Raw genomic sequence first — 23,485 nt, 5'->3', positions numbered from 1 at the left:
ATTTTTATTATTGTTTCAAACCTAGACACTCTTCAACCGTTTCTCGCATATTTGAGGTAGGTACTACCGTTCTATGGATTACTTCGGCCTTTTGTAGATCTGTAACCGCCTTAGGTAAAGAAACACCTGACAAATCGTTTAAGATTGAAATAGCAGCGAAATCCTGTATCTCTTCTTTATTTGTAATAGCCTTTGTAACAACACACGGGAACTTATAAGGACTTGCTGTTGACACAATTACTGCTGGAGTTTGATCTTTAGTTTCTGTCTGATAAGCTTGATAAACAGCTGATGCTACAGCTGTATGCGGATCCTCTATATACTGATACTGGTCAAATAAATGTTTGATGTCTAATTCAACAAATTGTTCTGTCGCAAATCCCGCTACAAAGCTCTCTAAAATATTTGCTTGCCTAGCCTCTAAGGCATACTCCCCAGTAGTCACTAAATCTTCCATTAATTTTTTAGTCGTTTCTGCATCATCGCCTAAAAGGTGAAAGATTAATCGTTCTAGATTAGAGGAGACCAAAATATCCATAGAGGGACTTGATGTCACTTTAAATTCTCGATTTTTATCGTAGGTTTGTGTCTTAAAAAAATCTGTTAGAACGTTATTATCATTTGAGGCACAAATGAGTTTGGTAACAGGTAATCCAATTTGACTAGCATAATATGCTGCTAAAATATTACCAAAATTTCCTGTAGGTACACTAAAATTAATTGGTTGACCAATTGAGATTTCCTTTGACTTAACTAATTGAGCATATGCATATATATAGTAAACAATTTGAGGAACAAGGCGACCGATGTTCATTGAATTGGCTGATGATAACTGCATATGCTGCTGTGATAATTTTAATCGAAGAAGGGAATTATTGAACATTTCTTTAACTGAAGTCTGTGCATCATCAAAATTTCCTTCAATCGCAACAACATGAGTATTTTGTCCGGCTTGTGTTATCATCTGCAATTCTTGGATATAACTAACACCATTTTTAGGATAAAAGACAATAATCTCAGTTCCTGGAACATCTGCAAAACCTGCCATCGCTGCCTTGCCAGTGTCACCTGATGTTGCTGTTAAAATAACGATTTTATTATCAACCCCTTGTTTTTTGGCTGCTGTTGTTAGCAAATAAGGAAGAATGGATAAAGCCATATCTTTAAATGCAATTGTAGGACCGTGAAATAATTCAAGGTGATACCGGTCTCCAATCTTTACTATCGGGGCTATTTCAGTTGTATCAAATTTAGTATCATAAGCTTGACTAATACAGTAATCCAATTCTTGTTCAGTAAAATCATCAAAAAAAGCTGACAAAACGAGTTTAGCCACTTCTTGGTAGGAAGCATCCTTAAGTTTAGTGAAATCTAAATCAACTTTTGGAAATGTGATGGGGGTAAAGAGTCCTCCATCGTCAGCTAATCCCTTTAGAATCGCTTGACTAGCTGTCACTTTATTACTAGCATCACGTGTTGATTGATATACTATTGCCATAAGAATCCCTCTTTATATAAATATCTTTTAGTTATTGTAACACAATTTAATAACATGTCCATTGTTCGTTATATAATTAACCCCCTTTATTAAAATAAAGGGGGTTCGTAACATCATTATCACTTTGTAAAGTCAAGAACTTTACGTCCTTGAATCAATCCTCTTTCCATTTCATCGAATACTTGAGGAGCTGTATCCACAGGCACTTTTTCAACCACCGGTACTACCAAGCCTTCTGCTCCAAATGCGAAGGCTTCTTCTAAGTCTTTACGAGTTCCAACTAAGGAACCAACCACACGAATCCCATCAAGTACTGTTTTTACAATACTCAATTCCATATATTCTGATGGAAGACCGACAGCTACCACTGTACCTCCAGCACGAACGCTGTCAATCGCCTGATTAAACGCAACTTTAGAAACAGCAGTCACAACCACTCCATGACAACCGCCTGTCTTTTCTTGAATATATGCCGCAACATCTTTTATTTCTTTGCCATTAACTGTCAAATCTGCTCCAACCTCTTTAGCTAATTGAAGTTTATCTGCGTTAATATCAACAGCTACAACATGAGCATTGAATACTTTTTTTGCATATTGGACTGCTAAGTTTCCAAGACCACCTGCACCATACACTGCAATCCACTGACCAGGAGCAGCTCCAGCTTCTTTGATAGCCTTGTATGTTGTTACTCCAGCACAAGTGATTGATGATGCTTGAGCTGGGTCTAATCCCTCAGGAACCTTAACCGCATAGTCCGCGGTAACAATAGCGTATTCACTCATACCACCATCAACACTGTATCCAGCATTTTTAACACTACGACAAAGTGTCTCACGTCCTGTAGTACAGTATTCGCAATGACCGCACCCTTCAAAGAACCATGCAATAGAGACACGATCACCAACCCTCAAAGACGTTACGCCTTCTCCAATTTCTTCTACTATACCAATGCCTTCGTGACCCAAAATGCGTCCTGGTACCTGGCCGAAATCTCCATGTGCAACGTGTAAATCAGTATGGCATACACCACAGTATTCTACTTTTACAAGTGCTTCACCATGACCAACTTTTGGAAGATCATGCTCAACAACTTCAACACCTGTACTAGCTTGATTAACAACAACCGCTTTCATGATAAAACCTCCTAGAAATAAATATATCTTATTTTGTAATCGTTTACATTTTATATTGTATTATTCTTCACAAACTATGTCAAGTGATTTTCAGAAAATTTTTTGAAAATATTCTTAACCGGTTAATCTTTTTGAAACTAAAAATCCCACTCAATAGAGTGAGATTCTTCGACTGCTGTTACTTACGACGTCCTGGACGTTCCTCATAACCATAATAAGCATCTTCGATGATTTCTTGCATGTGATCTACCATCGGAAGGCGTGGATTTGCTGGTGAACATTGATCTTCATATGCTAAGAAAGCTAGTTCACGAGATTTTTCTTTCCATTCTTTTTCATCAATGCCTTGGTCGCGGAAATTCATCTTAATACCTAAACGTGTTCCAAGGTCATACACAGCTTTTGCATATGATTCGACAGCTTCTTCTGGTGTTGCTGCTGGTAAGCCGAGTAATTTAGCGATATCTTGATACTTTTCGTCAGCACGATAGTAATTGTACTTAGGCCATGTTGCTGTTTTAGCTGGACGAGTTCCATTATAGCGGATAACATACGGCAAAAGAATTGCATTTGTACGTCCGTGTACGGTATGGAATTGTGCGCCAATTTTATGCGCCATTGAGTGAGAAATACCTAAGAATGCATTGGCGAAAGCCATACCTGCCATAGTTGACGCATTGTGCATCTTTTCACGTGCTTCAAAATCAGCATCTTTTACTGAGCGTTCTAAGTAGTCAAACACAATTTTAATTGCTTGAAGAGCAAGTCCGTCTGTATAATCATTTGCCATCTGTGAAACATAAGCCTCTGTTGCATGTGTCAATACATCCATACCCGTATCAGCCGCAATAAAACCAGGAACAGTCATAACAAGGGCCGGATCAACGATAGCTACAGTTGGTGTTAATGAATAATCAGCGATTGGATATTTACGATTATTTGCTTTGTCAGAGATAACGGCAAATGGTGTCACTTCAGAACCTGTTCCAGAAGTTGTTGGAATAGCAACAAATTTTGTTTTCTTACCAAGTTCTGGGAATTTGAACGCACGTTTACGGATATCCATGAATTTTTGAACGAGGTCATGGAAATCAACTTCTGGTTGTTCATAGAAGAGCCACATAACTTTCGCAGCATCCATAGGAGAACCACCACCTAATGCAATAATAGTGTCTGGTTTGAAGGTACGCATCAAATCTGTTCCTTTCATTACTGTTGTAATGTCTGGATCTGGTTCTACTTCAGCAAAAATCTGATAAACAACTTTATTGCGACGAAGATCAAGTTGTTCAATGATACGATCCAAGAAACCAAGCTCAACCATGGCGTGATCTGTAACAATCATGACACGTTCAACATCGCGACATTTTTGCAAATATTGAATAGAATCACGTTCGAAGTATGTTTTTGAAGGGACTTTAAACCATTGCATATTATTTCTACGTCTTCCTACTTTTTTGATATTCAAGAGATTTATAGCACTAACGTTATCACCAACTGAGTTACGTCCATACGAACCACAACCAAGAGTCAATGATGGCAAGAAAGCATTGTAAACATCCCCAATACCACCAAAAGTAGAAGGAGAATTCCAAATAACACGGATAGCACGAATTCTAGTTCCAAATTCACGAGCTAAGTCTGCATCTTTTGTATGAATAGCAGCTGAGTGCCCTAGACCATTAAACTCAACCATTTGACGAGCTTTTTCAACACCATCTTCTGTAGATTCAGCTTTCAATACTGCAATAACAGGTGATAGTTTTTCACGTGTCAAAGGTTCTTTTTCACTAACTTCAGTACATTCTGCGGCAAGAATATTTGTTCCTTCTGGAACAGTAAATCCAGCTTGTTCAGCAATCCAAACTGCTGATTTTCCAACAATATTTGGATTTAATTTTGCACCAGCACAGTTTTTGCTATTTGCTTTTGCACCAAAACAGAATTCTTCAAGAAGAGCTTTTTCTTTCTTATTAACGAAATAGGTATGATAAGATTTAAATTCTTCAACAAATTCTTTATAAATTTCTTTATCAATAATAACAGCCTGTTCTGATGCACATACCATACCGTTATCAAATGATTTAGACATAACAATATCGTGAGCGGCTTGTCGGATATTAGCTGATTTTTCAACATAAGCTGGAACATTCCCAGCACCTACACCAAGGGCAGGTTTCCCACATGAGTAGGCAGCTTTAACCATCGCATTACCACCTGTCGCAAGGATAGTGGCAATACCATCATGGTTCATCAAAGCATTAGTTGCATCAATTGATGGTTGTTCAATCCATTGGACACAATTTTCAGGAGCTCCAGCAGCAATAGCAGCATCACGAACAATACGTGCTGCATGTGCTGATGATTCTTGTGCTGATGGGTGGAAGGCAAAAATAATTGGATTACGTGTTTTAAGAGAGATTAATGACTTGAAAATAGCAGTTGAAGTTGGGTTGGTTGTTGGCGTGATACCACAGACAACTCCCACTGGTTCAGCAATTAATGTCAAGCCTGTGACATCGTCTTCTTCAATAACTCCCACTGTCTTTGTATGACGCATGTTGTTAACGACGTGTTCACATGCAAATAAATTTTTTGTCGCTTTATCTTCAAAGACACCACGACCAGTTTCTTCTACTGCATGAAGAGCAAGTTCTCCATGGGCATCCAAGGCTGCAACAGAAGCTTTAGCTACAATATAATCAACTTGTTCTTGATTAAGTTGACGCATCTCATCAAGTGCTTTTAAACCATTTTGAACCAATGTATCAATTGCAAGAGCAACATCTGTAGTTTCTACTGCTTTAGTTTTTTCAGTCATTTGAGACTCCTTTTGATTTGTTAAATGTTTCACAAATTTGTTTACGAGATTATTATAGCATATTTAAAAACTTTGTAAATAGTTTCACAACTTTTTTGTGAACTTTTTTTCAATCTTTCGGAAATATTTCTTGAAAGCGCTTTAATTATATTTGTTTTTTCATTACTAATTTTCAGATTAAAGCCTATCGATTTCATTTTTATCACCATAAACGGAGATATCTATTATTCGTTTTCACAAAAAAAGCCGAGTACATGACTCGGACTTGTTTATTTTGCAGCTCGTTGAGCTGATTTTTGAATAGCTTTTTTGACGTTACTAACATATAAATCAGCCCCTGTAGTATCGCTATCACTATAATGCACACCATCTGTATTTCCCCAGATTTCTGGATGTTCTGTCGCAACCTTATACCAGTCAGCAACCGTTATGTAATTATATTTTTTCATTAGCGAGAGTTCATAATCACGCACTGTCGTAACTTGACTCATATTTTTAGCATTATAAGGTGTTACTATAATCAAACGGTGTCCCTTAGGCAAAGATTTAATAAATTGGCTCAAGTCTGTCTTGTAGTTATCTAATGAATTCACACCAACTGCCAAAACAACAATTTTGGACAAGGCTTTATTTTGAATACGGTTTTCAAAAATATCAAATGATTTACTAAAATTACGACTCACCGCAGCATCTAATTGTACTTCTGGTAACAATTTATTAAAAGCAGCACTTGACCTTAAGGCAACTGAATCTCCGATTACTGTCACATCACTAAGAGCACCTGCATCCCCTGCGGCTAGTGTATGTGTTCGGTTAGTATTTGTTCTAGCTTGTTGTAACGAATTCTGCAATAATTCTGTCTCAAAACTACCTATACTTGGAGCTGTCAACATTGTCACTACAGTAATAAGAGTTAGTACCCCTCCGATACTAAATAACCACTTTTTGTAAGGCAACAAGTCAAATTCATAATCAAGGAATTTAGGTTTTCTACCTAAAATAAAAGGTTCAATGATATAAAATGATAATGTTGAGAAGACTGCTGATAATACTACTGTCAAAATAACAGCTATCCAGTTTGGGGATAAACGACTAAAAATAATATAAAATGGCCAATGAAAAAGGTACATACCGTAACTGATATCAGCAAGATAAGTAATCACAAAAGGTTCTGAAATATCTGGTGTATGCTCGTGTAAAATACGTGCATTGTAAATCATTACACTAGCAAAAATGCTAGACAATACAAAACCAAAAAGATATGTTAGCCGATTATCAAAATCAAGTGCAAAAGTTAAAATCATTAGACCAGCAAAAGCACTACCCATCATGATTAAATTATGCTTCAAAGTCAGATTTTTGATATTTTTCTTGAATCGTCCGGTAATCTCTCGAATACCAGATATTGTAGCCACCATCGCTCCTAAAAAGAACGGAAATATATGTGATAATGTAGAGAAATATATCGTTGAAAAATTATCAACGAAAAAGGCTCTAACAAACATGGTAAGGAAGCTGACTCCAAAAATTCCCATGGAAATAAGGAACAAAGTCCCCCTCAATTGCTTTTGATCTTTTGATCTTTTCGATAAGAGCCATACCGTTAAGCCCCATAAAACATAAAAATGGACTTCAATAGAAAGACTCCAGGTATGCACAAATAAGTGAGGGATAAATTGACTTTCGTAGTTACCACCAGTCAAGATTTCGTAAAAGTTGCTGGTAAAACCTAAAGCAGTCATAATTTGAGAGCCAATACTTGCTCTAAAATCGCTTTTAACCAGAAATACAAAAGGTATTGTCACCAAAACCATCAATACTAATGGTGGGAAAATACGGTAAAAACGTCTACGACAAAAACTAACAAAATCAATTTTTTTCGTTTTAGAAAATTCATCAATCAATAAGGCCGTAATCAGAAAACCAGAAAATGTAAAGAAGATGTCAACGCCAACAAATCCTCCTGGAAAACTATTCTTAAAGAAATGGTAAAGTAAAACAAGTAGTAGTCCTGTTATACGTACCAAAGAAAACCATTTTATTCTCATTTTTGATAAATCCCCTGTTTAAATGTCCCCTTATAGACTTTCTTATTTTTAGCATTGAGGCGACCTTGTCCATCAGGTTGACCTTTTTTAAAGTCACCTGTATAAGACCAGCCATGAACTGAAACAAATGTTCCTTTCCCTTCAAAGACTCCATTTACAAAATCGCCCTTATAGTAATCCCCATTCTCATAGGTTAATTTACCTTTACCAGTCATATGGTGATTAACAATAGAGCCCACATATTTTATCTTGCCGCCATCATAGCTAAAGACTCCTTGACTAGAAGTCGTTAAGGTAAATACTGATAAACCAAAAACAACAATAATTATCAAAGATAATATTTCTAGATGAGTTCGTGTTATTTTAAAATTCTTCATTTCTACTTAATCTCTACTATTATTTATTAGCGTTAACCACTGTTTACAGCCATCATTGACTAGACGATAGGTTTCCTCAAAATCACCAGTATACCATGGATCAGGAACACCACCATCACAAAAAAGACTAATCTTATCATCATAGGTTCCTTGTGATAGAGCTTTTAAATCCTTGACATTTTGCTCATCCATACCGATGATATAATCAAAATATGCTAAATCGTCTTTAGAAATAGGTTGTGACCCTTTATCGTTAATGTAAGGAATTTGATAACGCTGCAAAATCGCTTGCGTTCCCCTATGTATAGGATTTCCATGCTCCCATGTTGAAGTCGCACGACTCTCAACCAAGAGGCTATCCTCCTTATCTAAATTCGCCATAACAAACTCAGCCATCGGGCTACGGCAGATATTTCCAAGACAAACAAAACAGACTTTCTTCATAGCAAACTCCTTTTGGTCTATTATAACAGAAAAAAGGTACTTATAATACGTTTAACTGCTCAAAGAATAACTACAACATATCTAATACTTAACATTGCATGAAAATTAAAAAATTAAGACTAGATACTCTAGCCTTAAAATGACTTATGTTTTATTTATCAAATCGCTGATAACCTAAATGTTCATATGCCTTAACCGTAGCTACACGACCGGTACGGGTACGCATAATAAAACCTTTTTGAATTAAATAAGGTTCGTACATGTCTTCAACAGTATCTCGTTCTTCAGCAATATTAACGGATAGAGTTCCTAAACCAACAGGACCTCCATTATACATTTCAATCATGGTTCTTAAGATTTTTTGATCGACGTAATCAAGCCCCTCGTGATCAACATCTAACATCGTTAATGCTTTATCTGTAATATTGTCATCTATCAAACCATCTCCCATGATTTGAGCATAATCTCGAACACGTTTCAATAAACGGTTAGCGATACGTGGCGTTCCACGACTGCGACGCGCTAATTCAGAAGCAGCTTCATAAGTAATTTTCATTTCAAAAATGTCTGCTGTACGCTCAATAATTTCTGTCAAATCATTTTCTTCATAATACTCCATATGCCCTGTAATACCAAAGCGAGCACGTAAGGGATTAGATAACATACCTGCACGTGTCGTTGCACCAATTAAGGTAAAGGGCGGCAAATCTAGATGAACACTTCTACTAGTTTCTCCTGCACCGATCATAATGTCAATATAGAAGTCTTCCATTGCACTATAAAGTACCTCTTCAACCGCCATCGGCATACGATGAATTTCATCAATAAAAAGAACATCACCTGGTTCTAAATCATTTAAAATGGCTACTAAATCCCCTGATTTTTCAATTGCGGGACCTGATGTTTGTTTGAGATTGACACCCAACTCATTAGCAATTACAAATGCCATGGTTGTTTTCCCTAAACCAGGAGGGCCAAATAATAACACATGATCCAATGACTCATCACGCAATTTAGCAGCTTCAATAAATATTTTTAGCTGATCTTTAACCTTATCTTGTCCAATATACTCTCTTAAATACTGCGGACGAAGTGTACGTTCTACCAATTCTTCGTCACCCATTGCATCACTATCTAAAAATCTTGTCATGATATTATTATAACATTTGTATAGGAAAAGTTAAGAACTAAGTTGGTGTATTAGTATCTCCCTTATTTAAAGGAAGAATAAACTGATCTTATAGTTAATCCAACCTCAAGAAATCACAGAACAGCTTACTTAGCCCATATTCCACCAACCCATTCCTAAAAACAAATCAAATGAACCTAAATTTGATAATAGAACAAGTAATACTATTAAAAAACATTTTTTAATCACTATAATAAACTCCTAAATAATATTTTGTACGTTTATTATAAATTTTTAGACCTCAGAGTCACAGGACATCAATGTCCTGTTATATCTTCTTGCCACTCCAATTCTAATTTTTTAATTAGATGCTTGTCATCAATCATTTTTGAAAACATAATTGATTGTTGGTAAGCATTTTCTGCAGACTTTATATCATTGTCAATTGTAATGAAGTATTTCCATTGGTACATAAAATATAAAGGCATTTTATGAAAATCATGTGTTGACACCATCGTTTGTCGGCTAACTTCTAACATTTCTGCAAGACACTCTTCACTATTTAAACAAAGTCCAACAAATACACAATTCAGGAGTACATGATTAAACCAAAACAAATCTTCTGCTGTAAGTTTGTGGTTCTGACTTATCAAAGTTTTACATATAGTTTGAAATACTTCTTTAGTAAATGCTCTATTGTTAAATTTAGATACAACTGCACAAGTTAAAAACAAATCTATGATAATCAAATCATTAAGAGTATATTTTTCTTTATATTTTACTTTATCAAAGCATTCGCATAAAACCTCCACACCAAAATTAATGTCTCCTGTTTGATAGACTTCAAATTTAGCTTGTAAACTGTCAATTGCTAAGCACTCGTCTTCTGGAAGATTATCATAGAATTCTTCGAAAATATGATCAAACTGACATTCTCTTAATTTTAATCGTTCAGCATCTGCATAAGTTGGAATTCTTAAAATCAAATACTTCAACTCTTTATACCGTTTAGGTAATTCTAAGCTCTCTCCTCCTGTTAAAATATCCAATTTTACATTCAATTGTTTAGCTATGTAGTGAGCTTTAGTCAAGTTTGGAATTGACTGTCCACTTTCAATCCTAGCTAATTGTCTTACAGATAACTCAGTTTCATCACCACAAAAATCTTCGCGAGTAATATTTCTAGTTACTCTCAAATTTCTTACTTTACTACCAAAATGTTTTAACATTTTCCTTTAAAAACTAACTCCTAAATTTTTCTTCTTATTATATATTATCATAATAAACTCATTTTAAGTATGTTTTTTAATATTAATTCCTTTTAAATCAATAAAAATTCCATTACTGGTTAAAAAAACGTTAACCAGTAATGGAATTTTCTTATTTTTCTAATCCTAGTCTTTCAAAAATATCATCAACACGTTTTGTGTAATAAATCGGATTAAATAGTTCATCAATTTCTTCCTGTGTAAGACAAGAGGTAACTTTGGTGTCTTCTTCTAAAAGTGGTTTGAAATCCACTTGATTGTCCCAGGAATAAGCTGTCTTAGGTTGAACTAAGTCATAAGCTTCTTCTCGTGTCATTCCTTTTTCAATCAATTTGAGCATAACACGTTGACTATAAATCAAACCAAAAGTTGATTCCATATTGCGCATCATATTTTCCGGGAAGACAGTCAAGTTCTTAACGATATTGCCAAAACGGTTGAGCATGTAGTCAATCAAGATCGTTGTGTCAGGTGTGATGATACGCTCAGCAGATGAGTGCGAAATATCACGCTCGTGCCAAAGTGCCACGTTCTCATAAGCCGTCACCATGTGACCACGAATCACGCGCGCTAGCCCAGTCATGTTCTCTGAACCGATTGGGTTGCGTTTGTGAGGCATAGCAGAGCTACCTTTCTGACCTTTGGCAAAGAATTCTTCAACTTCACGTTGTTCTGATTTTTGCAGACCACGAATCTCTGTCGCCATACGTTCGATAGAAGTTGCAATGCTTGCAAGCACTGCAAAATATTCTGCGTGGAGGTCACGTGGAAGAACCTGTGTTGAAATCTCTTGCGGACGGATGCCCAATTTGTCACAAACATATTGTTCCACAAATGGAGGAATGTTAGCAAAGTTACCAACGGCACCTGAAATCTTACCAGCTTCCACACCTGCGGCAGCATGTTCAAAACGCTCAATATTACGTTTCATCTCGCTGTACCAGGTCGCCAACTTAAGACCGAAAGTCGTTGGCTCAGCGTGAACACCGTGGGTACGACCCATCATGATGGTGAACTTGTGCTCCTTAGCCTTATCAGCCACAATATTTGTGAAATTCTCAAGGTCACGACGGATAATATCGTTAGCCTGCTTGTAGAGGTAACCGTAGGCAGTGTCCACCACGTCAGTCGACGTCAAACCGTAGTGCACCCACTTGCGCTCCTCACCAAGCGTCTCAGAAACCGCACGAGTGAAAGCCACCACATCGTGACGCGTGTCCTGCTCAATCTCAAGAATGCGGTCAATGTCAAAATCCGCCTTCTCACGAATCTTAGCCACATCCTCCTTAGGAATCTCACCCAACTCAGCCCATGCCTCGTCAGCCAAAATCTCGACCTCCAACCAAGCACGGTATTTATTTTCCTCTGTCCAAATTGCCGCCATCTCAGGGCGTGAATAACGTTCGATCATTTTGTTTTACTCCTTTAAAAAATTCTAATTACTACCCTTAGCTTTATCATATTCTTTTTCAAAATAATTCAAAGATTCTTCAGTTAAATAATCCGACACTTCTTTTAATATTTCTTTAGCTTTTTCAACTTCTCCTAAAGAAATTAAGATGTATATGTATTCCTCATAAAGTTTAGGTATAAATATCTTTTGATTATTATGATCAAATATTGATTCTAGTATTAATTTCAAGTTAGTGTAGTTGGGAATTTTATCCAATTCTAAGTTGATAAAATAAACATTTCCTTGAACAAATTGTATATATTTTTCATAGCCATTTTTCATATATATATCTGATAAAATCAAAAATTCTTCCTCTAACTCTAGACGCAACCTAATTACCATTTGCCTAACAAGTTCAAGTTCTCCAATATCTACATTTTCAAGATACTTAATTTCTTTTATCTCACTAAGTAATATTGATGGCTTTATATTTTCATGATCATAATAAAATAAAATACTCTTAGATATAATCAAATCACGCATTTCTTTAGATAGAGCAATAATTCTATCCATAGTAAAAAATATACTAATAAAAAGTAATGGTGTTTCTAAGATTGACAACTCATTTTTTAAATTACCAATTAAAGTGGCAATGAAAAAAATAAAATAGATAACTAACTTTTTTAATAGGAAGGGTTCTGTAACAGACTTATTTTGGTATAACCATGCTAATAAAATAGCAGAACAAGCTAATATTGTAGAAAATTTTATATTAAAATTCAACAATCTAACCATTGCAAAATCAATTACAAAAACAAAAGAAATAGTAAGTAAAAATTTAATAATCAATGATTTTTCTTTTATTTTAACCGGATTTTCTTCAAAATAATTCCAAATCACTTCTTCAAAGTAGTTTAAATTTTGAACAAAATTATAAACACGATTCTTACCTATTGAAACAAAAGCAATTAATAAAAGTATTAGTCCCACTACTATCAATATCTCTAAATATAAATGGAAACTTACAATTATAGTAACAATCGCTCCTAGTAAAATAACAACTTCATTGAAAAAACTTTCTTTTTTCAATACTTTTCTAATAACAGAAGGAATAAAAGCAATTAAAAATACTTTTACAAATAAATTTATAGCCTCTACAAAAATACTCCAAAAATCAAAACTGTATGGAAGGTTATATTGTAAATAGCTGTCCATACCCAATATGAAGGCTTCCATATAATAATAAATATTTAAGAGGTTTACTATTAATTGATTAAACATCGGTTTTAAATCATTAACTGTAACTACTCCCAAAGCAAATATTATAAAGATTAGCCAAGTAATATAAGCTATAGATAGTAAATCTTTCTCTTTATTATTTTTAGAAATCTTTGAAATTCTAGGTAAAATATCCCTGTTTATTATTCTATTCATCTGACAACACTCCCTTCAAAATCATTCTCCCCCCTAAAATTCCATAAACCTCCTTAGAAATCCATCCTTTCTTCAAACTCTTCCACCTCATCAGGTACATCGCTAAACACCGTCACGTGTCCCATTTTGCGGTTATGTTTTGCTTCTAGTTTACCATACATGTGGAGGTGGGCGCTAGGGTTTTGGGCAACATGGTCAATTGCCTGCTGGACATGTTGTCCTAGGACATTGAACATAACGGCTGGAGCATGGAGTTTGATTGGCGGAAGCGGTGCGCCCAGTACGCCCAAGATGTGGGTGTCAAACTGTGAAAAGTCGCAGGCTTCGATAGAGTAGTGCCCTGAGTTGTGGGGACGTGGGGCAATTTCATTGACGATGATGTCATCTGCGGTCGCAAACATTTCCACACAGAGGGTTCCTGATAGCTGGAGTTTCTTGGCAATCTGCACAGCCATTTCCTTAGCCTTGTCAGCTAGTTGGTCTGAGATGCGAGCTGGTACGATGGTTTTTGACAGGATATTGTTGCGGTGGATATTTTCCTGAACGGGAAAGACCGTCACATCCTGACCATTTCCAGACACGATGACTGATATTTCAAGGTCGAAGTTGACAAACTCTTCCAAGACACACTGAGCTGAGTTGGCTAATTGCTGCGCCTCTGGCAGGTCTTCTGCTGAGCGGATAACCTTTTGCCCATGACCGTCATAACCACCTGTCGCTGTCTTGAGGACATAGGTCTTGGTCAAGTCAAGCCCCTCTAGGTCAAGGCTAGATGTCACCACCTTATAGGGAGCGACAGTCACGCCAGCCTTATTTGCCAGAAAGTCTTTTTCAAAGATACGGTTTTGAGAAATGCGGAGCAGATCAGTCCCCTGCGGTAGCTGACCAGCTGACACAACGGCATCCAGACCATCGGCATCGACATTCTCAAACTCATAGGTCAAAACATCGCAACGCGCAGCTAATGTTCCCAAAGCCTCAACATCATCGTAAGGTGCCACAATCACCTCGCTAACGCGGGAGGCAGGGCAGTCGCTAGCTGGATCCAGCGTAATGACCTTGTGGCCCATGTAGATAGCCGCAATCGCCATCATCTGCCCCAGCTGACCACCACCAATAATCCCAATGGTCTTAAATGAGTTCATTGCTTGACTCCTCTGCGATTTTTCCTTGTTCCTCATGGAAATGAGCTAGCGCATCAGCCAGATTTTGATCCTCGATAGAGAGGATACGGAGGGCTGTCAGGGCAGCGTTAGTCGCTCCTGCTTCTCCGATAGCCATGGTCGCCACAGGCACACCACCAGGCATCTGCACAATAGAGTAGAGCGAATCCAAACCTGAGAGGGCACGTGATTTGACAGGCACACCGATAACAGGCAGGGTTGTTTTAGCTGCTACCATACCCGGCAAGTGGGCTGCTCCACCTGCTCCAGCGATGATAATCTTGATACCACGACCACGCGCCTCCTCAGCATGCTTGAACATGAGGTCTGGCGTACGGTGGGCAGAGACGACTTTCTTCTCGTAAGCAATGCCAAAGTTATCTAGAACTTCAGCCGTTTTTTGCATGGTTGTCCAGTCGGATTTGGAACCCATGATAATAGAAATAATTGGTTGCATAATATTAAGATACAAAGGGACGTTTCGACTTGTCGAAAATTTTCGTAGAAAAATATGCGGTAAGTCCGAAATCTTTGATTTCGAAGACGTACCCACGTCAGGGCGACTAGGTGCTTTAGCAGCAGACGCCTACGACGCAGAAATCTGACGAAGATGCTTTAGCATCTAGGAAGATTTATCTTTTTCACTAGAAAATTAGTTCCGTGTTCAGTTCCTTTCTTCTTTCTTTTTGGAGCGACCTTCGGTCGCTTTGCTGACGCTAATATTTGAATGAGTAGTCTTATTCCTTAATAGCTTTGCTTCCGATGTCGTTTCGGTAGAAGAGGCCTGTTGTGTCTTGTTGGGCGAGTTGGGTATAGATTTTGTCCTGCCCTGCTTTGACGCTGTCTTCTGTGGTGACAAGCATGTAGACACGTCCTCCGTTTGAGAGCAGTGCTTTGCTATTTTCCGCAAACTTAGCTCCCGCATAGTAGGTGATGATGTCGCCGTCGGTCTTTTCAGGCAGTGGCACACCTTTCTCGTAATCGAGCGGATAGCCTTCTGAGGCAACGACAACGCCCAGAGTCACGCCGTCCTTCTGCCAAGTGATGTAAGGCTCGATGCCCATCATGATGTCGTCGATGTTCTGAGCGAAATCGGAAGTCAGGCGAGGGAGGATAATCTGAGTTTCAGGGTCACCAAAACGTGAGTTGAACTCGATAACCTTAGGGCCATCAGCCGTCAGGATAAGCCCAGCATAGAGGACACCTAGATAAGGACGCCCTTCGGCAATCATGCCTTCAAGGACAGGCTTAACGATAGTCTCAACTGCTGTATCCACCACGCTCTGAGGCAGGTGGGGAACTGGCGCATAGGCACCCATACCACCGGTATTTAGCCCCTTGTCACCATCATAGGCACGCTTGTGATCCTGAGCTGTCGGCATGATGTAGAACTTATCGCCATTAGCGAAGGCGAAAAGGGAGAACTCTTCACCATCCAAGAATTCCTCGATAACCACGCGCGCACCCGAGTCGCCAAACTTGTTGTCCAAAAGCATCTCTTGCGCCGCCTCTACCGCCTGCTCAACGGTTTCAGCCACGACCACGCCCTTGCCTAACGCCAATCCGTCAGCCTTGACCACGATTGGTGCGCCCTGCTCTTCGATGTAGGCTTTAGCTTTTTCAAAATCTGAAAATGTGCCATAGGCTGCTGTTGGAACATTGTATTTGACCATGATTTCCTTGGCAAAGTCTTTTGACCACTCTAGCTCCGCGGCTGCCTTGGTTGGACCAAATGCTCTGAGTCCAGCACTATTAAAACCATCAACGATACCAGCTGCTAGCGCATCATCAGGACCAATAAGGGTCCAAGCAATCTCATTCTCCTTAACAAAGTCAATCAGTCTAGAATGTTCGGAAATTCCGATATTTACCAAGTCTAGACCATCCAAGGTCATACCATCATTACCAGGTGCCACAAAAACCTGATCCACATCCTTAGACGCTAACAACTTCTTAGCAATCGCATGCTCACGACCACCAGAACCAACAACAAGCAATTTCATATCAGAATAACTCCTATTAAATAATATAAAAAGAAATTTTCAATAAAAACGTATCATTTATAAAATTATAACACATTTGTTCGCTTTTATTTTTTTTATTACAGCTTTTTGGAAAAATTTATATCATAATATATACTTAACATATATTATGTTATTGATCCTTCATATTGCTATTTAAAACTTATCATTGCTGTTTCTTAGAACTTAGTTTGGTCCCTCACTAACTTTATGTTATACTGAATATATTAAGCGCTTTCTTAAAGAGGAGAGGACCGTGTATTATGACTATTTATGACCAAATTGAGTCTGCTCTTGATTTAATGACTGATTTAGAACGTGAAATTGCTTGTTATTTTATGGGGCAGCCCATTTCAAAAGACGCTCTTGCTTCTACCATTGTCACTAAGCAACTACACATTTCACAAGCAGCCTTAACGCGTTTTGCTAAAAAATGTGGGTTTAAAGGCTATCGTGAATTTGTTTTTGAATATTTAAAAAGCCATGAGACCATCAGTCAACAATTATACGGTCTTCAAAATGACAACACTAAGAAAGTATTTATGAATTATCAAGAGATGATTTCTAAATCTGCTGATATTATTGATGAAGAACAGCTTCTAGAAGTATCACATATGATTGAGCAAGCTGATCGTGTTTATTTTTATGGCAAAGGGAGCTCATCGCTAGTAGCTAAAGAATTTAAAATACGCCTTATGAGGCTGGGAGTGATTTGTGAGGCTCTGGATGATACAGATAGTTTCTCATGGACTAATAGTATTGTTAATGATAGATGCCTCGTCATTGCCTTCTCACTTTCTGGGAACACCAACTCTGTTATTGGTGCCTTAAAAATCGCAAGTTGTCACGGAGCTAAAACCGTTCTATTTACAAAACAACCTCACACAATTGACTATGCTTTTGACAAGATTATTCAGGTGGCTTCTGCTAGGCATTTAGACTACGGCAATAGAATTTCGCCTCAGATCCCAATGTTAATCATGGTAGATATTATCTATGCACAATTTTTAGATATTAATAAAATAGAAAAAGAGCGAATTTTTAGAGAAACCATTATTCAACGCTAAATGAAAATCGAGTAGAAATAATCTACTCGATTTTTTGCTTTGTAAATTGACTTCCTGTCAGTTGATCAAAAATATGGTCTTTTACTTGCACTGTCATTGGATCATGTCCATAATCTGGTAATAAAAGATGCTTTTTAGTTGATGTCAGACGATTAAAAATGGCAAATTGAGTTGATGGAGGACAAATATCATCTTTTAAGGCTGTTAGTAAAACAACGGGGCAAGAAATCCTATGTGCAAAATTTTTAACATCAATATAAGCCAAAGTTTTTAACACATTATTCTCTGTTTTATGAAAAGGATCACTATATTTAAAATAGCGGAAGAGTTCATCATAGGGCTCACTGACACCCCCTAAATCTAATACTCGTCTAAAGTCTGACAAAAATGGGTAAACAGCAACGGTCTTGACGATTTTGGGATTAAGAGCTGCAGCTATCAAAGCAAGTGCTCCACCTTGAGACCAGCCATAACTATAAAGTTGATTACTATCAACACTCTCTAATGTAGCAATGATATCAATCAATTGGAAAACATCAAGATAAATGTCTTTATAAAAAAGATGATTTGGTCCTGAGATCATTCCTCGCACAATCTGGCCCTTAACTGTAATGCCATCAAAATGCCCCTTGTCTTGAGACTGTCCAGCTTGACCTCGAACATCCATTGAAACAACGCCGTAACCTGCTGCTACATAATTAAGTTGGTCACTCCAGTCAGGACTTTGGTTTTGGTAACCATGAAAATAAAAAACTACAGGATAGGGTTTATTTGTTTTAGGGAATAAACATTTGGCATAGACAATAGAGTTATTGCTGCCTTTAAAATGAAGATCATAAGCTTGTGCAAAAGTAATATTGAAATCTTTTTTGTCTAGACGATACTCAATATTCCCTTGATATTTCATTGTTTGTTTTTTCCAGAAGTCATCAAAATCCTCGGGAATTTGGTCTTGACCTAGGTATTCTCTCATGTCATCTAGCGACATTGTTTCAATCATATACCCGTCACCCCCTGTTTTTAAAATGGTAGTAAGCTCCTAGCATACCAGCTTGGTTTTCGTGTTGTGCAAAGACTATTGCTGTTTTTTCAGCAAGACTTGTCACAAGATTTCGTTTCAAAGATTCACTAAGTTTATCTTGTAAATAATCTTTTTGAGCCATGATTCCACCACCTAAAACAACTTTTTCAGGATTTACCACATAAACCATATTAGCGATTCCTTGGCCAAGGTAGTTTATCATACGGTCTATACTTGCAATACATTTTTCATTGCCTTTTTTAGCCTCCTGAAAAATACGACGTCCATCCCATCGGCTAATTTCATCTCCATGCGCTTTGGCAACATCAGCAATCAGTGCAGTTGTAGAGGCTAAATCTTGAAAATCACCATCTGAAAGGTGCATATAGCCAACTTCACAAGCAGAATTACTAAAGCCATGAAAAACTGTTTTATCAATAATCAGACAACCACCAATACCTGTTCCAATAGTAAGACAAAGCGCTATTGAACTATCTTTGGCACTACCTGAGACAGCTTCAGCTAATCCTGCACAATTAACATCATTTTCAATTTCTGTGCGTACTTGATAAGTGTCTTCTAAAACTTTCTTAAATTGTGTCCCAGCATAGTTTGGAATTTGAGGACCAGAGTAAAATATACATCCTTCATCTGGATCTACCATGCCAGCAGATGAGATAGCAATTCCATCAATGCTCCCTTCTGCTAGATAGTTATCGATAATTTGACAAACTTTTTGTAAAATGCCTGGACCACCTTTGTAGGCTTCTGTGGCAAGCTCACTTGCCTCAACAATACAACCTAAATTATCCACAATGCCATGCTTAATCATTGTACCGCCAATATCAATTGCTACTGTTCTGGTCATAATTATCTACCTCACTTTAACAAAACTGTTTTTTAGCATGTCTAATCATTTCTGCTGCCTCTTTAATAATAGGTTTATCTTCTTCTGTTACAGATGCTAAAGGTAACCGAACGGAACCTATAGTTAGTTGCTCATTGATTTCCAATACAGCTTTGATCACAGCATACATATTACCATGACCCGAACAAAGCTTTGTGATAATATCGTTAATTGTAAATTGAAGTTCACGCGCTTTTTCTAAATCTTTATCAACAATTAACTGATTTAAAGTCAAGTATAATTCTGGCATTACGCCATAGGTACCACCAATACCTGCAGCGGCTCCCATGAGACGACCACCCAAAAATTGTTCATCTGGACCATTAAAAACAATATGATTTTCTCCTCCAATAGCCACAAAATTCTGAATGTCTTGAACTGGCATGGAAGAATTTTTAACACCAATTACTTGCGGATTTTGTAACATTTTTCGATATAAATCCGATGTCAAAGCAACCCCTGCCAATTGAGGAATATTGTAAATAATAAAATCAGTTTGTGGTGCTGCTTGACTAATAGTATTCCAATAATCTGCTATGGCATACTCTGGTAATCGAAAATAAATTGGTGGAATTGCTGCAATAGCATCAACACCTATAGCTTCAGCATGCATAGCCAACTCTACGCTATCCTTAGTATTATTACATGCCACATGCGCTATTACTGTTAGTTTACCCTTAGCAACGGACATAACATTTTCCAGTACAAGTTTACGATCTGCTACACTTTGGTAAATACATTCTCCGGATGAACCATTAACATAAAGTCCTTGAACACCTTTATCAATAAAATAATTGGTCAGGGCTTTTACTCGTTCGGGACAAATATCACCCTTATCATCATAGCAAGCATAAAATGCAGGAATAATTCCTTGATATTTTTGTAAATCTTTCATTGATAATCTCCTTGTTGTTTGCTGAAATAGGCAAATTGTTTTTGTAAAATAATAATTTTAAAGTAAGCAAAGGCGGTATAAGCAAAAATAAATATAGCTGACACTGTAAGCATAAATAAGAGACTAGACTGCACCATAATAAACCAAGTCATGATTAATAAAAACATCAATACACCAGTCCATTTCAAGTTTAAACATGCCATTATAAAGCTCTTTTTCACGGTATCTAAAAGAGACATTTCGTAGCGGGCAGCCATAGGAAATAGGTATATGCTCGTCATCACAGTCAATAACAAAAAGGCGTAACAAGTTATCTTCAAGAAAGACACAATGAAACCTATTTGATAATGAAGAATTGTTAAATCAAATATGATCACAACCAAAATACTTAGTTCAACCAAACCTAAAAGCATACCTTGGAACCACTCTTTTTTTAGGTGTTTTATATACAATATTAAAAGATTTGTCTGATCACCTTCTAATTTTTGCCACAACGTTCGATACAAACTAATTTTAGCAGCACCAATAGTTACCAATGGTAGGCAAGTTATCATAAAGAGAAGGTTTAGTAATGCCAGATCAAAAACAACATTGCAACCTTGCATAAAGGGGTTGTTAACATCAAAAATCGCTGCTATTAATTGATTTGCTTTTTTCACAATATACTCCCTGTATTTCTTACGCCATTAACACTTTCAATACCCCTTTTTTGACATAATTACCTAGACTTCCCATACCATTTGGCTGATGAGCTTCTTCTGGGAAAAAGAAGGCTATATAATTATCTCTCAAATCAAAAGAAGTCTCTTCTGAGCACTTGATAAATCCTATATCGCCTAAGTATTCCTCCACCTCTACCTTATCACCTTTTCCCAATTTGATAACTTCATGTCCTTCAATGACATAATGTATATCAAGGTATTTTTTATGGTATTCAAAAATATGATCAAATGACTCACTAAGTTGATTTGATTGGACCATGAGTATCACTTCTGGGCTAATATGATAGGTGCCTATATCTAAATTCCTTAAATCATGACTTAGTAGATAATCAATCGCTAAATCTAAATTAGGATTAATATCTTTATAATGCGTTAAATTCAATAAATGATCGTAAATCATAATAAATCCTACCTATCCTTTAACAGCTCCCATTGTAATCCCCTGAGTAAAGGATTTTTGGAAAACTAAGAATACTGTCACAATAGGAACAGCAGCTAAGGCTGCACCTGCCATAATTAAGCCATAGTTTGTTGCCATTTCAGCCTGCATAGTAGCTACCCCAAGAGAAATGGTCAGATTATTTCTAGAAGTTAGCATAACTAATTGCATAAAATAGTCATTCCAAGTATTGATAAATGTGAAAATAGCTAGGGCAGCAAATCCAGGTTTGACAATTGGAAATGCTACATTAATAAATGTTCGAATCTCTCCACAACCATCAATTTTAGCTGATTCCAGTAATTCTGTTGGAATATTTTCAGAAAACTGTTTCATCAAGAAGACCCCAAAAGGCCAACCAACAAGAGGTAAAATAACCGCCCATAAGGTATCATGTATCCCCATAAAATTGATAATTCTAACTAATGGCACTAAAACAACTTGTTTAGGTAAAGCCATAGCAGCAATAAAAAGGGAGAACAATATTTTTTGACCGTAAAATCGTTTCTTAGCTAAAACATAGCCTGCCATTGACGATGTACAGCAAACTAGGAACATTGTCATAATTGAGATAAAGACACTATTCCAAAGCCATCTCAAAGCTGGGTTTTGTACAGTTAAAGCTTTAAAATTTTCTAAGGTCGGTGCTTTGGGCCACCATTGTGGGGGGATGATAATAGTATCAGGTTGAGATTTAAAAGCTCCTGTCATAATCCAATAAAATGGAAAGATAAAAAGCACTGTCAAAAGACAAAGGATAAGAGCCGTTAAAAAGTTATAAGCACTGAATGTTTTCTTTTTCATGTTTTCCTCCTAATATTCCACATCATTTCCTAAGATCTTAAATTGAGCAAAACTTATTAAAGCAATCATTACTGCTAGGAATACTCCCATAGTATTAGCATAGCCATATTCTGATAGTTTAAAGGCTTTTTCATAAAGATAATACATCAAAGTGCTTGTTGAATAATTTGGTCCACCAGATGTTAGGAGCTGGATTAAGGCAAAACATTGAAATGAATTAATTGTTGTTATAACTGCAATATAGAGTGTAGTTGGTAAGAGACTCGGCCATTTAATTTGCCAAAAAACTTGCATTTCATTGGCTCCATCAACACGCGCAGCTTCGCAAAGAGAATTATCAATATTTCCCATCGCCGCAATATATAGAATAATAGGTTGACCAACTGAGGTCGTTAGCAAAATAATAATAATAGCAAGCAATGCCCAGTGCTTATCCCCAAGCCAGCTAATATTCTGTTCAATGACATGACCTGATTTCAAGATGTAATTTAAAATTCCGGACATAGGGTCATAAATCCATTTCCAAACAACTGTAACTGCAACACTACCAGTTACTACTGGCAAGAAGAAGACACAACGGTAGAAAGAGCGTGAAAAAACATTTTTTTCATAAGTATTGGCAGCAACAAAAAGTGAGAAGAAAACCACTACTGGCACAGAGCCAATCACAATGATTACTGTATTTATCAAGGATTTCATGAAAATAGAATCATGAAACATACGATTGTAATTAGCTAACCCAATAAAAGTGAACTGTGTCATAGAATAATTAAAAAAACTAGTGACAAAGCCCATAACCATCGGTGCAAAAACAAAAATTAAGAAAAATAAGAGAATAGGTGCTAGAAAAGCATAAGCTATCATCGTTTCCCTCATCTTTAACTTATTAGTACGCATA

The 23,485-nt window shown here is 37.0% G+C and carries 21 protein-coding genes; 1 reads left to right on the top strand and 20 read right to left on the bottom strand.

All coding sequences use genetic code 11. The features are described 5' to 3' along the window. Positions 1 to 7 precede the first annotated feature (7 nt). The 13 genes from thrC to purD form a co-directional block, all read right to left on the bottom strand. The gene (gene thrC, locus EGX96_RS05410) at positions 8 to 1,498 is read right to left on the bottom strand and encodes a threonine synthase (RefSeq protein ID WP_001029133.1); all 1,491 of its coding nucleotides are present in this window, start codon (positions 1,496 to 1,498) and stop codon (positions 8 to 10) included. Between the two features lie 119 nt (positions 1,499 to 1,617). After that, on the bottom strand, positions 1,618 to 2,634 hold the full coding sequence (gene adhP / locus EGX96_RS05405; RefSeq protein WP_000649193.1) for an alcohol dehydrogenase AdhP: 1,017 nt from the start codon (positions 2,632 to 2,634) through the stop codon (positions 1,618 to 1,620). Positions 2,635 to 2,812: 178 nt separating this feature from the next. Continuing rightward, entirely contained in the window at positions 2,813 to 5,455 is a 2,643-nt protein-coding gene (gene adhE / locus EGX96_RS05400; RefSeq protein WP_000137036.1) for a bifunctional acetaldehyde-CoA/alcohol dehydrogenase, read from the bottom strand. Between the two features lie 269 nt (positions 5,456 to 5,724). After that, on the bottom strand, positions 5,725 to 7,503 hold the full coding sequence (locus tag EGX96_RS05395) for an acyltransferase family protein (RefSeq protein ID WP_001220909.1): 1,779 nt from the start codon (positions 7,501 to 7,503) through the stop codon (positions 5,725 to 5,727). After that, positions 7,500 to 7,880 carry a membrane protein gene (locus tag EGX96_RS05390; RefSeq protein WP_000787700.1) on the bottom strand — a complete coding sequence of 127 codons (381 nt, stop codon included), beginning with the start codon at positions 7,878 to 7,880 and terminating at the stop codon, positions 7,500 to 7,502. Before EGX96_RS05390 ends, EGX96_RS05395 begins: the two co-directional genes overlap by 4 nt. A 6-nt stretch (positions 7,881 to 7,886) precedes the next feature. Continuing rightward, on the bottom strand, positions 7,887 to 8,324 hold the full coding sequence (locus tag EGX96_RS05385; RefSeq protein WP_000754813.1) for a low molecular weight protein-tyrosine-phosphatase: 438 nt from the start codon (positions 8,322 to 8,324) through the stop codon (positions 7,887 to 7,889). 151 nt (positions 8,325 to 8,475) lie between these two features. Continuing rightward, positions 8,476 to 9,474, bottom strand: a complete 999-nt coding sequence (gene ruvB / locus EGX96_RS05380; RefSeq protein WP_000196634.1) for a Holliday junction branch migration DNA helicase RuvB — start codon at positions 9,472 to 9,474, stop codon at positions 8,476 to 8,478. A 296-nt stretch (positions 9,475 to 9,770) separates the two neighbouring features. Then, positions 9,771 to 10,682: a helix-turn-helix domain-containing protein gene (locus EGX96_RS05375; RefSeq protein WP_000912100.1), complete on the bottom strand. Its 912-nt coding sequence runs from the start codon at positions 10,680 to 10,682 to the stop codon at positions 9,771 to 9,773. 151 nt (positions 10,683 to 10,833) lie between these two features. Then, positions 10,834 to 12,132: an adenylosuccinate lyase gene (purB, locus tag EGX96_RS05370; protein WP_000572887.1), complete on the bottom strand. Its 1,299-nt coding sequence runs from the start codon at positions 12,130 to 12,132 to the stop codon at positions 10,834 to 10,836. Between the two features lie 24 nt (positions 12,133 to 12,156). Continuing rightward, the gene (locus EGX96_RS05365; protein ID WP_001079802.1) at positions 12,157 to 13,548 is read right to left on the bottom strand and encodes a hypothetical protein; all 1,392 of its coding nucleotides are present in this window, start codon (positions 13,546 to 13,548) and stop codon (positions 12,157 to 12,159) included. Positions 13,549 to 13,601: 53 nt separating this feature from the next. Then, on the bottom strand, positions 13,602 to 14,693 hold the full coding sequence (gene purK / locus EGX96_RS05360; RefSeq protein ID WP_001084004.1) for a 5-(carboxyamino)imidazole ribonucleotide synthase: 1,092 nt from the start codon (positions 14,691 to 14,693) through the stop codon (positions 13,602 to 13,604). Then, the gene (gene purE, locus EGX96_RS05355) at positions 14,680 to 15,168 is read right to left on the bottom strand and encodes a 5-(carboxyamino)imidazole ribonucleotide mutase (protein WP_001182532.1); all 489 of its coding nucleotides are present in this window, start codon (positions 15,166 to 15,168) and stop codon (positions 14,680 to 14,682) included. The genes purK and purE overlap by 14 nt, the downstream gene beginning before the upstream one ends. A 280-nt stretch (positions 15,169 to 15,448) precedes the next feature. After that, positions 15,449 to 16,714 carry a phosphoribosylamine--glycine ligase gene (purD, locus tag EGX96_RS05350; protein ID WP_000772169.1) on the bottom strand — a complete coding sequence of 422 codons (1,266 nt, stop codon included), beginning with the start codon at positions 16,712 to 16,714 and terminating at the stop codon, positions 15,449 to 15,451. A gap of 281 nt (positions 16,715 to 16,995) precedes the next feature. On the opposite strand from purD, the gene EGX96_RS05345 reads away from it, so the two are divergent. Further along, complete coding sequence (locus tag EGX96_RS05345) at positions 16,996 to 17,799, top strand: MurR/RpiR family transcriptional regulator (protein WP_000158187.1); 804 nt, start codon at positions 16,996 to 16,998, stop codon at positions 17,797 to 17,799. A 22-nt stretch (positions 17,800 to 17,821) separates the two neighbouring features. On the opposite strand, the gene EGX96_RS05340 is transcribed toward EGX96_RS05345, so the two are convergent. From EGX96_RS05340 to EGX96_RS05310, 7 genes are read right to left on the bottom strand one after another with little or no spacing between them, the layout of a single operon-like run. Next, complete coding sequence (locus EGX96_RS05340) at positions 17,822 to 18,799, bottom strand: alpha/beta fold hydrolase (RefSeq protein WP_000573446.1); 978 nt, start codon at positions 18,797 to 18,799, stop codon at positions 17,822 to 17,824. 7 nt (positions 18,800 to 18,806) lie between these two features. After that, positions 18,807 to 19,688 carry an ROK family protein gene (locus EGX96_RS05335; protein WP_000198864.1) on the bottom strand — a complete coding sequence of 294 codons (882 nt, stop codon included), beginning with the start codon at positions 19,686 to 19,688 and terminating at the stop codon, positions 18,807 to 18,809. 16 nt (positions 19,689 to 19,704) lie between these two features. Then, a complete protein-coding gene (locus tag EGX96_RS05330) occupies positions 19,705 to 20,622 on the bottom strand; it encodes a dihydrodipicolinate synthase family protein (protein WP_000654092.1) in 918 nt (305 codons plus the stop codon). Next, complete coding sequence (locus EGX96_RS05325; protein WP_000710135.1) at positions 20,619 to 21,281, bottom strand: YesL family protein; 663 nt, start codon at positions 21,279 to 21,281, stop codon at positions 20,619 to 20,621. The genes EGX96_RS05330 and EGX96_RS05325 overlap by 4 nt, the downstream gene beginning before the upstream one ends. 19 nt (positions 21,282 to 21,300) lie before the next feature. After that, positions 21,301 to 21,744, bottom strand: a complete 444-nt coding sequence (locus EGX96_RS05320) for a YhcH/YjgK/YiaL family protein (RefSeq protein ID WP_000638661.1) — start codon at positions 21,742 to 21,744, stop codon at positions 21,301 to 21,303. Between the two features lie 12 nt (positions 21,745 to 21,756). After that, positions 21,757 to 22,587: a carbohydrate ABC transporter permease gene (locus EGX96_RS05315; protein ID WP_000730582.1), complete on the bottom strand. Its 831-nt coding sequence runs from the start codon at positions 22,585 to 22,587 to the stop codon at positions 21,757 to 21,759. 9 nt (positions 22,588 to 22,596) lie between these two features. Next, entirely contained in the window at positions 22,597 to 23,484 is an 888-nt protein-coding gene (locus EGX96_RS05310) for a carbohydrate ABC transporter permease (RefSeq protein ID WP_001260027.1), read from the bottom strand. Position 23,485 lies beyond the last annotated feature (1 nt).

Origin of the sequence: Streptococcus sp. FDAARGOS_520 (assembly GCF_003812685.1) — a bacterium.
In the GTDB taxonomy this organism is placed as follows: domain Bacteria; phylum Bacillota; class Bacilli; order Lactobacillales; family Streptococcaceae; genus Streptococcus; species Streptococcus agalactiae.
This window is presented reverse-complemented; position numbering and strand designations above follow the sequence as displayed.